We start from the raw sequence: 14223 nt of genomic DNA on the forward strand, positions 1-14223 counted from the left end.
GCTCAACCTTAATGAAAACTAGTCTGTAGATGGAGTTTTAAATTTTACAAGCCCATCTTTAAGCCAATCCAGATACTCTTTTTCGTTAGGCGTATATCCTACCGGCTGATTAAGGATTTTCACGTTCGGATCCAACAGGACATAAAATGGTTGAGAATTATTCCTGAAATTCACGGTTTGAAAGGTCGCCCATTTATCACCTATCGTTCGAATCTTCTTAATTCCGCCATTCTCGCGTACATAATTGAATTTATCCTGTTCTGTTAATTCCATTTTATCATCCACATAAAGTGAAATTAGGATGTATTCATTATTGATCATATCATACACTTCAGGATTGCTCCAAACCTGTTCTTCCATTTTACGGCAATTCACACAAGCCCAACCTGTAAAATCAAGCATAATAGGTTTATTTTCGGCTTTGGCAGCTACCAATCCTTCCTCCCAGGATTTATAGGCTTTTAGTCCCAGTGGCCCTTCCGTTTCTTTTTCATAAACACTATAAAACAAAGGAGGGGGAAATCCGCTCAACAATTTTAGGTTGGCAGATGCGGTATTGGTTAACCCCGGAATTAAATAGAGTACAAATAAAAAGGTAAGGCTTCCAAATGCGAACCGTGTTTTAGAAAGTTTCTTTTTAGGTCCATCGTGCGGAAATCGGATTATTCCGAATAAATACAGTGCCAATCCTATTCCAACAAGAATCCAGATTCCAATAAAGATCTCCCGTTTTAAGAAACCCCAGTGCTCTACCAAATCTGCATTCGATAAAAATTTAAATGCCAGACCAAGCTCTATAAAACCAAGCACAACTTTAACCGTATTTAACCAACCGCCGCTCTTTGGAAGGGAATTCAACCAATTTGGAAAAAGTGCAAATAAGGCAAATGGCAATGCGAGTGCCAGTCCAAAACCTCCCATCCCAAAGGAAAGCTGCATAGCTCCGCCATCACTGCTTAAAGAACCGCCCAGTAATGATCCCAGGATAGGACCCGTACATGAAAAGGAAACCAGCGCCAGTGTAAGAGCCATAAAAAAGATCCCTACTACTCCACCAATACTGGAGGCCTTATCATCCATTTTACTGCTCCAGGAAGTAGGCAATGTGATCTCATAATACCCAAAAAATGAGAATGCGAAAAATATGAAAATGACAAAAAACACAATATTCAGGGTAACATTTGTGGATATATTATTAAGGATTTCTGGTGCAACACTATCCAATAAATGGAACGGAATACTTAGCAAAAGATAGATTAGGAATATGAAAACCCCGTACAAAATTGCATTCACAAGTCCTTTTTTACGCGTTCTTGCTCCTTTGGTAAAAAAGGAAACAGTAAGCGGGATCATTGGGAAAACACAAGGGGTTAGAAGCGCAATTAATCCTCCAATAAATCCTAAAAAGAAAATATTCCAATAAGTTTTCCCTCCTTCCTCTTCTTTCGATTGATAGTTTTCCCAACCCTGCATTTCAATATCCAGGGCTTTGGTTTTTTCTATATCAAGCGCAGTCACATCAGCATTTGCATATCCCTTGACCGCTTTTTTTTCATTTATGGAAAACTGAAATGGAGCGATATCCGGCGGAAGGCACTGTTCATCGTCACATACCATAAATTCCACTTCCGCTTCTATGATAGCATCTTTGTCAAAAACCTTTATTTCCTGGATAAAAACAGCTTCTTTTTCAAAAAACTTTATATCCATTCCAAATACCTCATCGTAAATAGCCGGAACGTCGGGTTCCGTGGTATTTCCTATAAGCTGGTAGGTATTTGCTGAGGCATTAAAAGTAAAGGTAGTAGGGATTGGACCATCTTCATCCACTTCCTGAGCATATAAATGCCAACCTTTTTCAAGCTTGGCAGTAAATATAAGGTTGTAAATACTATCGTTCACCTGATCCAGCTTAGCATCCCAGATTATAGGATCTGCGATTTGCGAATTGGGGGAACTAAAAACCTGAGCCTGAACAGAGAATAAAGAAATTATCAGAAAGGCCAGCGTCATTATATATTTCATACAGAGTAGGTGATTTTTAATATTTTATTTGAAGGTTCTTTAATGGCAAAACGTGCATCGGCTCTATGATCAACAATCCAAACGATCTTATCTCCAGAGCAAAGCAACCAACAATTTTCCTTCTCGGGCAAAGATAATTTTTTGTCTTTGAAAAAGTCGCTAATCTTCTTCTTTCCTTTCATTCCAAATGGATGAAAAATATCCCCTTCCTTCCATTTTCTTAGGGTTAGTGGATATTTAAGCGTCTCCTGCGCTACATAGATACAATGTGTTCCCGTTTCCAGAATCTCAACAACTTCTTCAAAAGCAAAAGTGCCAATTGGAAGCATCACGATCTCTTCTCCTTCTTCAATTTTATAAACTTTATTATTTTTTTCTGAAGGGAGTTCGGTGAGCAATAAAAATTCCCGGTCTTTTATCAATCGGTGTGTAGCTGAAAACACCATTTTTCCCGATTGTGCTTTTAGAAGATCATGGATATCATCCCATTCTGTAAAACCGAAGGATCTAAGCAATTGATACAAAACAGCTCTTGTATTTGGGAGCTTCTCCAAAATTTTAATAGCCAGCTTATACCCAAACTTATCTTTTGAAACGATTTCAGAATATAACAATCCTATATAATCTTCAACCAAATTTAAACTTTCATTCAAATGTGACTGAGTTTGAGCAAAGCCTTCCAGCAACTGCGGATTAATCTCCTCCATAACGGGAATTACCTCCGACCTGATCTTATTCCGAAGGTATTTTGGCGAAGCATTGCTGCTGTCCTCACGCCAGGGGATATTTTCCTCCCGGGCAAAGTTTTCAATTTCCTTTCTTGAAAATTTCATCAAAGGCCTGATAATCTTCTCATTTTCAGTTCTAATCCCTGTTAAACCATCTAATCCGGTTCCACGAATAAGATTTATTAGAAATGTTTCCAGATTATCATTTGCATGATGTGCGGTAAGTATATAATCAAAATTTAGGGCAGCGCTCAATTCATTAAACCAGGTATAACGCAAATCCCGGGCTGCCATTTGAATTGAAAGCTTTGCATCTTCGGCGTAGGCTTCTGTATCAAAATTTTCTGTAAAAACCTCCACTTCAAGCGCATCTCCAAGATCCAGAACAAAGGCTTCATCTCCATCGCTTTCCTCTCCACGCAAATTAAAATTACAATGGGCCATAGCAAACTCCATTTTCGCACTTTTACATAAATGTACCAGCACAACACTATCCAAACCACCGCTTACAGCGATCAATAATTTAGCGTTTACTAAATAGGGAAATTCTGATTTTATAATGTTTTTGAAGGCTTTTTCCATGGTCTTTCAAAGATACGAAAGACGGGGATAAAACCTAAATTCAGAATTTTGAATTTTGAATTTTAAATTAATGATTCCCGCATTGCTTCCGATTTTAAAAGGCACTCTTCATATTCCTTTTCAGGAACCGATCTTGAAGTTATAGCACCGCCAACAGAGAAGGACACATATTTTCTTTCGCTATTATAAAGTATACTGCGAATAACCACATTAAAATCGAAATCACCTTCAGGAGTAAAATAACCAACTGCGCCGCTATACAAGCCGCGTTTGGTTTCTTCCAGTTCTTCGATGATTTTCATCGCCGATATTTTTGGAGCTCCGGTCATACTTCCCATTGGAAAAGTTGAACGCAGGACCTCCACCGGCGGAATTCCCTTTTCCAGTTCTGCCGAAACTGTCGAGATCATTTGATGCACCTGTTTAAATGAATACACCCGGCACAATTCTTCAACCTCCACACTACCTCTTTTTGCGACTTTGGAAAGATCATTCCTAACTAAATCTACAATCATTACGTTTTCCGATCGTTCCTTTTGATCTTTGGAAAGGCCTAAAGCGATTTTTAAATCTTCCTCTGGATCTTTTGCTCTTTTGGCAGTTCCTTTAATAGGCTGCGAAATAATTTTATTGCCGGATTTTTTCAAATAACGTTCGGGAGAAGCGCACAGTAAATAATTGCTGTCCAGTTTTAGAAATACCGCAAAGGGAGGAATAGAAATCTTATTCAAATTTTTGAAAACCTCAAAAGGCTCGATCGTACGGTTTTCAGCAAAAAATTCCTGACAGAAATTGGCTTCATAAATATCTCCACGATGAATGTGGGAAAGCATTTTCTTTACTTTATTTAAATATTGTTCCCTGGAAATTCTGGAATTTATGGCTTCTTTTTTTTGACTGTTTTCTATTATCTCTTCTCTATTATCTCTTTCCTCTTTCTTCCCACCTCTAACATCTCCTATCTCATATCTATAAATTTCCTCAAAATCAGTTTCCATTTCATCATCCACCATTTTTAGATAATTGAAAGTAACCGTTTCACCTTTAAGCTGAATTATTTTGGCCGGCTGAAAAAAATACAAATCCGGAAAATGAAGATTATCGTAATTTCGGGAAGAAAGTTGCTCCACATCATTTTTCAGGTCATAGGATAGATATCCAAAAATCCAATCTTTTGTAACTTCCTGGTATTCCTGAAGTTTGCTAAAACCATTATCAAAATCGGTTTTTAACACCGTAAAAGCCTGAACTGCTAAAACAGCATCAAAATCACTATGGGATTGATCATATTCGTTGCTGTCCAGCCAGGCGATCTCCTCAAACTGCCTGCTCCATTCCAGCAATTCCTCTTTGAATTCCTTCGGATTTTTTAGAATATATTCCCTGGTTGTACGCACTTAGTCTTCAATTTCGTGTGAAAAGGTAGTAAGCACATCATCAATTCCCATTTCCAAAACTTCATTTTGAACGCGATCCTCCCCAAAATTCTCATGAAAAGAGGGAAAACTGAAACTTTCTATCACATTTCCTCCAAACCTTGGCAAAATTCCCTTGGTATATTCCAATGCGGATGCGGCCCCTCTGGCTCCGGGAGAAGTACTCATAAGTAGGATCTTTTTATTAGCAAGGAAATTCCGGTCTATACGCGAAAGCCAATCGATATAATTTTTAAAAAATGCGGAAACCATTCCGTTATGTTCATTTACCGATATGATCAAGGCATCATTTTCAGAAATAAGATTTTTCAACACCTGTACATTGACCGGGAAGCCTTTTTCCTTTTCGTGATCTTTGCTATATAATGGAAATTCATAATCTGTAAGCTTAATAAGCTTAATTTCATGGCCCTGAACCCTATTTACTACATGAGTCAAAAATTGGTGATTGATAGAAGTACTGCTGTGGGAACCGGCAAATGCAAGGATTTTTTTCATCTGTGATATCTATTGTTTTTTAGAGGTCATATGCAATTCGCATATCTTAATTGGTGTTGGCATCGAGTTTCTGTTATGCTCATTTCATGAATACTTTTAGAATGGCACCAAAAATACCTAAAAAATAGCTGAACTACTGAAATTCTATTTTTTTATGAATAGTTTAAACCTTAACATCATTTGATTTTAACCTCCCACAGTTTATAAAATCGTCGATTTTCACCCTCCCGGTTTATTCCTCCCGATTTTTCTTAAAATCCTGAGATTCAAAAGGTATCTTTGCAAATCATAAAAAACCTTCATCCGTGACTTTTCAGGATTTAAATTTAAATACCCCGCTATTAAACGCATTGGAAGATTTAAAGTTCCAAACGCCAACTCCTATTCAGGAACAGGCATTTTCATCAATCATGTCCGGGAAGGATGTGGTAGGGATCGCGCAAACCGGGACAGGAAAAACTTTTGCCTATATGCTTCCCATTTTAAGGATGCTGAAGTATTCTGAACAAAAGAATCCAAGGGTGCTTGTAATGGTTCCCACCAGGGAACTGGCGGTTCAGGTGGCTGAGGAAATTGAAAAATTAACCAAATATATCAACACCAGGGTTGTAGCCATTTACGGTGGCGTAAACATAAATACCCAACATCAGGATTTGTTGCAGGGCACGGATATCGTGGTTGCAACTCCGGGAAGGTTATATGATTTGGTTTTACGCCGCGCACTTCAGCTAAAATCAATCCAAAAACTGGTAATAGATGAAGTAGATGTGATGCTGGATCTTGGATTTAGATTTCAGATCATAAATATCCTGGAGCTTTTACCGAATAACAGGCAAAGCATCATGTTTTCAGCAACAATGACGGAAGCTGTGGAGGAATTGATCGACGAAAATTTTAAAAGTCCTGAAAAAATATCAGTGGCGATAAGTGGAACCCCGCTTGAAAATATCGAACAACGTGGATACCACATCCCTAATTTCCATACCAAAGTCAACTTTTTAAGAAAACTGTTGAAAGACAAGGAAACCTTTTCCCGTGTTTTGATCTTCGTAGCCTACAAAAGACTTGCCGACAGGCTTTTTGAGATGTTGGCTGAAGAATTCCCGGAAGAATGTACGGTGATACATTCAAATAAAAGCCAGAATTACCGTTTGAGAAGTATTCGCCAGTTTAGCGATGGATTTTGCAGGGTTTTAGTGGCTACAGATGTTATGGCACGTGGGCTTGATATTGAAAGTGTTTCTCACGTTATCAATTTTGATACGCCGGAATATCCTGAAAATTATATGCACAGGATTGGAAGAACCGGTCGCGCAGAAAAACCAGGGATTTCCATTGTTTTAAGCACCGAAAAAGAAACTGAAAATCTTGAAAAGATCGAAAGTTTAATGGATATGAATGTTCCGCAATTCGATCTACCGGAAGATGTTGAAGTTTCAACGGTATTAATCCCGGAGGAACAACCTAAAATTATTGAGATCAATAATCCCGGAAACCGGAAAAATGAGGATGCACCCGGACCTGCTTTTCACGAAAAATCGGAATTAAACCAAAAAGTAAACCAGGGAGGATCCTACAGGAGAGAGATCGCTAAAAAATACTCAAAACCTAAGACCAAAGGCGATAAGCATGCCAACCGAAGAAGGAAAAAATAAAACCGGTGAATCAAATTGAAAATAACTTTTTAAGTGTTGGCATTCTCTCAAAAGGAGCAGAGTTATGCAGCATCAAAAACCTTAAAACGAACAAGGAATATATCTGGCAGGCTAATCCTGAAATATGGAGCAGCCACGCTCCTAACCTTTTCCCTATTATTGGAGCTTTGAAAAATGGAGAATTCTTCTTTGAAAATAAACCCTTTCAATTACCCAAACACGGCATTATCAGGAATAATGACAATATCAAACTAAAGGAGAAAAATCCTGATTCCTTAATTTTCAATCTGAAATATTCAGAAGAAACTTTAAAAAGCTACCCCTTCAAATTCAATTTTGAAATTAAGTTTCAGCTTATAGAGAAAACCCTGACTGTTTCCAATAAGATCACCAATTTAGACGACAAGGCTATATATTTCTCTCTTGGCGGGCATCCGGCCTTTAATGCTCCCCTATATGAAGGAGAAACCTATGAGGATTATTATTTGGAATTTGACCGGAAACTGGATTTGAACACCTGGTTGTTGAATGATAAAGGATTGATCTCTTCGGAAACCAGACCTGTACTACGGGATGACAACAAAATTCAACTTAATAAGAATTTATTCGACAAAGATGCTTTGATCTTTAAAAACATCGAATCTAAAAAAGTGGCTCTAAAGAGCAGGAAATCGGGAACGGTCTTAACTGTGGAATATAATGATTTTAAGGATTTAGGTGTCTGGGCCAAACCGGGAGCGCCTTATGTTTGTATTGAGCCCTGGCTGGGATATGCAGATGTTGAGGGAACTACACAGGATATAAAAACAAAAGAAGGCATTATGGAATTAATGCCTTCTAAAACTTTTGATGCCTCTTACACTATTACAATAGCATAGTTTGAGGAAAAATATAGATTAATTTCTCGTCTTTTTCTTCGCGGCCTTTTGAGCGCGCTTTTCTTTTAAATTCAGCACCGGTTCTTTCTTAGCCGAATTTTTTGAAGGAGATTTTTCTTTTGCCATGATTTCTGTTTTTATTGCAGTTAAGTGGGATAAATATATGAAAACTTACAATACCAATTTTCAATTAATTGGATTGAAAATAAAATTTAAACCATCAAAAAGCCTGCAAGTCATTAAGTGATTCAATTAAAAACCCGAAAACAGTGTCTCCGGGTTTTTTATGATCGTTCAATTTTAAATTTTGAATCCTTGAACCTTGAATCTCCTAAATGTGCATTGCTCTGTCTCCTGTCGCTGCCATGGCTGCTTCCTTAACGGCTTCAGCGTAGGTTGGATGCGCGTGGCTCATTCTCGCGATATCTTCGGCAGAAGCTCTGAATTCCATAGCTGTAACTGCTTCGGTGATCAAATCGGCAACGCGGGCTCCTATCATGTGAACCCCTAAAACCTCATCGGTCTTGGCATTGGTAAGGATCTTTACAAATCCGTCGGTATCTCCGCTGGCTCTGGATCGTCCTAAAGCACGCATAGGAAATTTCCCTTCTTTATAGTCTACTCCTGCTTCCTTAAGTTCTTCTTCAGTTTTTCCTACCGCAGAAACTTCGGGCCAGGTGTAAACAACTCCGGGAATTAAATTATAATCGATATGTGGTTTTTGTCCTGCAATAACTTCAGCAACAAAGGTTCCCTCTTCTTCCGCTTTGTGAGCAAGCATTGCCCCGCGAACAACATCTCCAATAGCATAAATATTCTTAATATTGGTTTGCAAATGCTCATTTACTGTGATCATTCCGCGTTCTCCAATCTCAACTCCCGCAGCATCTGCATTTAAACCATCTGTAAAGGGTTTTCTACCTACAGCAACCAAACAATAATCTGCCTTAAATTCTACTTCGTTTCCTTTTTTATCATCGGCTTTAATGATTACCTCATCTCCGTTCCTTTCAACAGATTTTACTTTGTGGCTCACATTCAATTTCATTCCCTGTTTCTTCAAAACTTTGCTAAGTTCTCTTGAAAGTGCTGAATCCATTGTTGGAATAATCCTGTCCATGTATTCAACAACAGTAACCTCTGCTCCAAGTCGGCTATAAACCTGGCCTAATTCCAAACCAATAACTCCACCGCCTATCACGACCATGTGTTTTGGAATCTCTTTAAGCGTTAAGGCTTCTGTTGAAGTAATTACACGTTCCTTATCAAGTTTTATAAAGGGCAAACTTGCCGGTTTTGATCCGGTGGCAATAATGATATTTTTTGCCTCGATGGTTTCAGCTCCGCCTTCAGTTTTGTCAATATTTACGTGGGTTGCGTCTTTAAAAGAACCAACACCATGAATAACATCAATTTTATTTTTGTCCATTAAAAACTTTACACCATCACAGGTTTGACTAACCACAGTAGATTTTCTCTTCATCATTTGTTCCAGGTTAATTTTAACTTCCCCAGAAATATCTATTCCATGCTCTTCAAAGTGTTTTATGGCATCATCGTAATGATGTGAAGAATCAAGCAAAGCCTTGCTGGGAATACACCCTACATTTAAACAGGTCCCTCCTAAAGTTGAATATTTTTCAATAATTGCTGTTTTCAATCCTAATTGTGCGCAACGAATAGCTGCTACGTAACCGCCGGGACCAGATCCAATGATGGCAACATCGTATGTGTTCATAAAGTATTTTTTTAATGATTTTTTTCAAAGAATAACAAAAGTACGACTAAAATTGGCAATGGCCAATCCTGAAAAAGGACTGGCCATCTATATTTTTTTTTCTGAAGGGATGTCGGTAATCTAAAGCTTTTAGGAATCTACGCTTTTACGTAAACGACCTTTTTATTGATAAATTCCATCATTCCATCCTTAGCCAATTCCCGTCCATATCCAGAACGTTTAGTTCCTCCAAAAGGCAATCTGGGATCGGATTTCACCAGCTCGTTTACAAAATAGGCTCCATCACTTACTCTTGAAGCATATTCCACTGCTTTTGCCGTGTCCCTTGTAAAGATGCTTACTCCCAATCCATATTTTGAAAGTTCCGATAAAGAAAATGCTTCATCCACATTTTTGGCTTTAATAATTGCGGCAAGAGGCCCGAAGGTTTCTTCATCAAAAGCTGTCATACCCGGTCTAACATTTCCAAGAATGGTTGGCTCGTGAAAGCAATTATCCTGGTCTCCACCAAGAAGCAGGATTGCACCCTGGGAAATGGAATCCTTAATCTGCTGGTTGAGCTGATCTGCAAGGTCTTTTCGTGCCAGTGGCCCTATCTGTGTATTGACATCTTTAGTATCACCGGCTTTTAATTTGCTAACAGCATCTGTAAATTTTTCAACAAACTCATCATGAATGGATTCAAGAAGGATAAAACGTTTTGCTGCGATACAGCTCTGGCCACAATTAAGCATTCTTGCTGAAACTGCAGTTTTTACCGCCTGGTCGATGTCTGCATCCTCCAAAACGATGAAAGCATTATTACCTCCCAGTTCCAGCAGGCTTTTCTTGATATATTTTCCTGCGATTTGAGCAACCGCAGATCCGGCCATTTCACTTCCGGTAAGCGTTACTGCCTTAACAGTATCATGTGCTATGATCTTTTCGGTTTGGTCGTGATGAACAATCAAATTTTGAAATACACCTTCAGGAAATCCTGCTTTGGTAAACACCTCTTCAATTTTTAGTGCACATCCAAAGACATTGGGAGCATGTTTTAAAAGCCCCGTGTTTCCGGCAGTTAACGTGGGAGCAGCAAATCTCAGTACCTGCCAGAAAGGAAAATTCCACGGCATAATCGCAAGCACGGTCCCGATAGAATCATGCCTCACAAAACTTTGTGTTGCATCGGTTTTCACAAATTCAGGAGCAAGAAAGGATTCGGCATTTTCAGCATAATAATCACAAACCCAGGCACATTTATTTACCTCTGCCCTGGATTCTGAAATGGGTTTTCCCATTTCAGAAGTGATCATCTGCGCATACTCTTCAAGATTGTCCCGAAGTATCTGGCCAGCTTTTTTCATCAAACCTGTTCTATAAGAAAGTGGTTTTTGACTCCAGCTTTTAAATGCTTCTGCCGATTTGTTTAATTTTTCATCCAGTTCCACGGAAGAAAGGGCAGTATATTTCCCAACTTGTTCTCCATTATATGGATTGATACTGTAAAATTCCATGTGTTTTAATTAGTAATGAGAAAAAAATCAAAGACCTTAGCACAGAAAATTTCTGCGCTAAGATCCTGATATTTATTAATTGTTCCAGCTGGCCCCGTATCCTTTTCCGGGTTTAGACCAGAAATCGGCAAGAATTTCCCAGGAAATCTCTCCACGGTTAAATAATTTGTTTCTAAAGTTTTCCAGTTCTTCAATATCTGCGGAAGGATTTGAATGTGCCATTATATTCACAAGGGCATCAGAAAGTGTTTCCTGCCAATCCAACCCGTTTAAAGAGCTATCCTGAACCGGTTGTGCCTGGTGTAATGTTCTTTGAACCTGGGCTTTTTCCTTTTTAACAATTTTTGCCGGTGCGACAGAAGTTTGATTGTAATTGATCAATTTATATTGCTCCTGAAATCCATCAAAAGTTTGACAAATCTTAACATTGGGCCAGCGCATTTCCACTATCCCTTCTGCAGGCTTATAAACAGCTGTAAAAAGCGTTCCAAAACCTTCTTGAAACAAGGTATTATATAGCGGTTTTTGAAGGAAAGAATCTGCGATAGTGATAGCATCCATTCCCTTTTTAGACAACAATTTTTCCAAAAATGCAGAACGTTCCACTGTTTTATTGAAAGCAGCATTCTCAGGCCAATCAATAGTTCCCTGATGATTTGTAGTAAAAGCAGCATCTGTAACAACCGGTTCTTTATCTGGTGCTAAACGGACCGTTTTAAATTTTCCGGTTTTATCAACCACAGTTACGTTATAAGACATATGGGAAGGAATACGCACTAAAGCTTCAACAGCTTCTTCAACATTGCTGCAGAACTCGAGCACATATCTAAGAATTATCGGAATCCCAAAGCCTTCTCCAACCACTTTTCGTCCTCCGAAGGTAAGAGAAATTGCAAGACCGTCTTCATTCATTCCATCTACTGCTCCAATAAGGCAATCGGTGGTTGCAATCACTTTTTTCCCATTCCAGGCACTCAATAATTGTGTGCCTTCAATAAGATCTGGATGATAATCATAATTACGCACCAACTGAATCTCATCTCCTGCTAAAACAGCATTTGAACAGGCACTTATATAAGCAGGTGGCTGGAAACCGGTTAAAAATCTTGCTGCCAAATCATCAGCCTTTGCCAACTTGCATAGACGTTCGTAAGTAGGCCACATTTCAGGCATATATTTCTTTAATGCAACCTGAGAAGTTTTAAGATCTGGTGTAGAAAAATTTTCCTTAGAATTTAACCATGCTTTGTAGGCTGCCCAATGGGTATTGTATAATTTTTGCCATTTCTCACCAGGTAAACCAGGTTCAGAAACTGCATTAAAATGAAGTTGCATATGTTTTTCTTGATATTAAAGGTTATTTGTTCCATCTATTATTCAGGATAACAGATGGAGCAAAATAACCTGATTTTTTCAGGACATGCTGTTAAAAAAATTATTTATTTCGTTAAACTTCCTGTAAGTTTTGGTTTCTTTTTATCCTCTACCATTTCAGCTCTAAACTGGGACCTGATTGCTTTTATCCAGTGTTTCGCCCTGTTGTTCAGCTTAAAATCATCTGTCATCATCCTGCCTCTTGTAACCATAATTCCCATATCTGCTCCTTCATACATATAATCTCCTTTTTTGGCGATCCTAAGAAAGAAAGCTTCATTTTCGTTTTCCACGGCTCTTCTATGGGTGTCCATACGGTCAAATTGTATATGACCTGTATCATACATTCTCCAGATCCCGGATTTTGGCGACTCGGTAACATATTCAATTGTATCTTCAGTATGTTTGATAATTAACTGGCTCCATCCGTCAAGATTATCCTGTTTTGCCCAGCGTTTGTTGAGTGCATCAATATCAAGTTCATATTCAATATCCATCCATTCCAGGATATGAAAAACAAATAAAGGTGCATCTGCAAGCGCAAAAACCGCGTGGTTTGTAATAGAACTGGCTCCGGTAACTCTGGGATTCAGCTCCCCAAGATAAATTTCCCCGTTGTCCTGATCGATCAAAAAGTCCAATTCAAAATATCCTTTATAACCTTCTTCTCTCAATTGGTTTCCAAAAAGTTGGGTGTTTTCAATCGCCTTCTGCCTTAATTCAGGAGTAAAAGCATTTGGATAGATCTCATTTCCACACCAGCCACCCTCATAAGGGGTTAATTCTTTAAAACCTACCAGCTCCGTCATTAGAGGAGCAACAATGGTTCCATGACGGGTAACACAAGCTTCAACTGCAGATCCTTTGCAATTGATGCGTTTCATAATTTTTACTTCATCTTCTGCCTCGATCTCCTCTGCATATTTTTTGTACTCATTTTCATTGGATATGAAAAAAGTAGTGTGTCCGGAATCTCCGAAGGGTGTTTGAATCACAAGTGCATCCCCAAGATCTTTGGAAACTTTCCGCAGGTGTTTAAAATCGGTAACTTTTGATAAAACATAAGGTACACAAGCCACGCCTGCTCTTTCAGCAATTCTGTTGGTATTGACTTTGTTATCCAGAAATGTTCTCATCTCCGCCTTTGGAAACATTATTTCCAGCCCCAATTTCTCAGCAAGCTCTTCTGTTTTTTCATTAAACATAAGAAACATCGCTTTTCCTGCCCTTCCATCTACGGACCTTGTTTTGATGTAATCCTGAACTTCGGGATGTTGAAGCAAATAATTGTTTATATCCTCTATTCCTTCAAAATCATCGTGTGGAATTTCGTGTTTCGGAGAAAAAACATTTGGGTGCAATCCATCAAAACATTCAATATAGGTGATAAATTTGAATCCTTTTATCCACTCATCGGCTCCTAAAAGGTTAAAATTTGTTGCACTTATGAAATATAAAGGTTCTTCATTTTTGTGAAAAGACCTTCTTATATCAGATACTCCACTTAATTCATAATTCACGTCTGTGTTTTCTTTTGATTTCAGCCCTGCTGAACTATTTTTCTTTTTTGCGACAGGCTTTTTGGCTGAAGTCTTTCCTTTAACAGATTTGGCAGCAACAGAAGGTTTTTTAGCAGAAGGACTTGATTTAGTTCTTCCGGTCTTTATTTTTTCTGGAGCGTAATTCTCTCTATTTTCTGCGTTGCCCCGAATTGGCATTTTGGTTTCATCTTTCCCTGTTACAGAAGCAGATTTTACTTTTTTATTTGGTGTTCCCTTAGATTTGGGAGTCGTTGGTTTTTTAGAATCCATAA

The 14223-nt window shown here is 38.5% G+C and carries 10 protein-coding genes; 2 read left to right on the forward strand and 8 right to left on the reverse strand.

Features of this window, described 5'->3' with window-relative positions; translation table 11 throughout:
* Positions 1 to 18 precede the first annotated feature (18 nt).
* The 4 genes from ACKGJN_RS14465 to ACKGJN_RS14480 all read right to left on the reverse strand — a co-directional run bounded on the left by ACKGJN_RS14465 (position 19) and on the right by ACKGJN_RS14480 (position 5269).
* Positions 19 to 2025, reverse strand: a complete 2007-nt coding sequence (locus ACKGJN_RS14465; protein ID WP_409540263.1) for a protein-disulfide reductase DsbD family protein — start codon at positions 2023 to 2025, stop codon at positions 19 to 21.
* Positions 2022 to 3335, reverse strand: a complete 1314-nt coding sequence (gene tilS, locus ACKGJN_RS14470) for a tRNA lysidine(34) synthetase TilS (protein ID WP_409540264.1) — start codon at positions 3333 to 3335, stop codon at positions 2022 to 2024. Before tilS ends, ACKGJN_RS14465 begins: the two co-directional genes overlap by 4 nt.
* 62 nt (positions 3336 to 3397) lie before the next feature.
* Positions 3398 to 4732: an aminodeoxychorismate synthase component I gene (pabB, locus tag ACKGJN_RS14475; protein ID WP_409540265.1), complete on the reverse strand. Its 1335-nt coding sequence runs from the start codon at positions 4730 to 4732 to the stop codon at positions 3398 to 3400.
* Positions 4733 to 5269 (reverse strand): NADPH-dependent FMN reductase, encoded by a 537-nt coding sequence (locus tag ACKGJN_RS14480; RefSeq protein WP_409540266.1) that lies wholly within the window; start codon positions 5267 to 5269, stop codon positions 4733 to 4735.
* Positions 5270 to 5574: 305 nt separating this feature from the next.
* Here ACKGJN_RS14480 and ACKGJN_RS14485 point away from each other — a divergent pair, with 305 nt between their 5' ends.
* Entirely contained in the window at positions 5575 to 6924 is a 1350-nt protein-coding gene (locus tag ACKGJN_RS14485) for a DEAD/DEAH box helicase (RefSeq protein ID WP_409540267.1), read from the forward strand.
* Positions 6925 to 6929: 5 nt separating this feature from the next.
* Positions 6930 to 7802, forward strand: a complete 873-nt coding sequence (locus ACKGJN_RS14490) for an aldose 1-epimerase family protein (protein ID WP_409540268.1) — start codon at positions 6930 to 6932, stop codon at positions 7800 to 7802.
* A 331-nt stretch (positions 7803 to 8133) separates the two neighbouring features.
* Here the strand turns inward: ACKGJN_RS14490 and lpdA are convergent, their stop codons facing one another.
* The 4 genes from lpdA to ACKGJN_RS14510 form a co-directional block, all read right to left on the reverse strand.
* Positions 8134 to 9540, reverse strand: coding sequence for a dihydrolipoyl dehydrogenase (lpdA, locus tag ACKGJN_RS14495; RefSeq protein WP_409540269.1), 1407 nt, complete (start codon positions 9538 to 9540; stop codon positions 8134 to 8136).
* A 137-nt stretch (positions 9541 to 9677) separates the two neighbouring features.
* Entirely contained in the window at positions 9678 to 11036 is a 1359-nt protein-coding gene (locus ACKGJN_RS14500; RefSeq protein ID WP_409540270.1) for an NAD-dependent succinate-semialdehyde dehydrogenase, read from the reverse strand.
* 75 nt (positions 11037 to 11111) lie between these two features.
* Positions 11112 to 12371, reverse strand: a complete 1260-nt coding sequence (locus ACKGJN_RS14505) for a C45 family autoproteolytic acyltransferase/hydolase (RefSeq protein WP_409540271.1) — start codon at positions 12369 to 12371, stop codon at positions 11112 to 11114.
* 104 nt (positions 12372 to 12475) lie between these two features.
* Positions 12476 to 14221, reverse strand: a complete 1746-nt coding sequence (locus ACKGJN_RS14510; RefSeq protein ID WP_409540272.1) for a biotin carboxylase — start codon at positions 14219 to 14221, stop codon at positions 12476 to 12478.
* Positions 14222 to 14223 lie beyond the last annotated feature (2 nt).

Origin of the sequence: Gillisia xinjiangensis (genome assembly GCF_046298265.1) — a bacterium.
In the GTDB taxonomy this organism is placed as follows: domain Bacteria; phylum Bacteroidota; class Bacteroidia; order Flavobacteriales; family Flavobacteriaceae; genus Gillisia; species Gillisia xinjiangensis.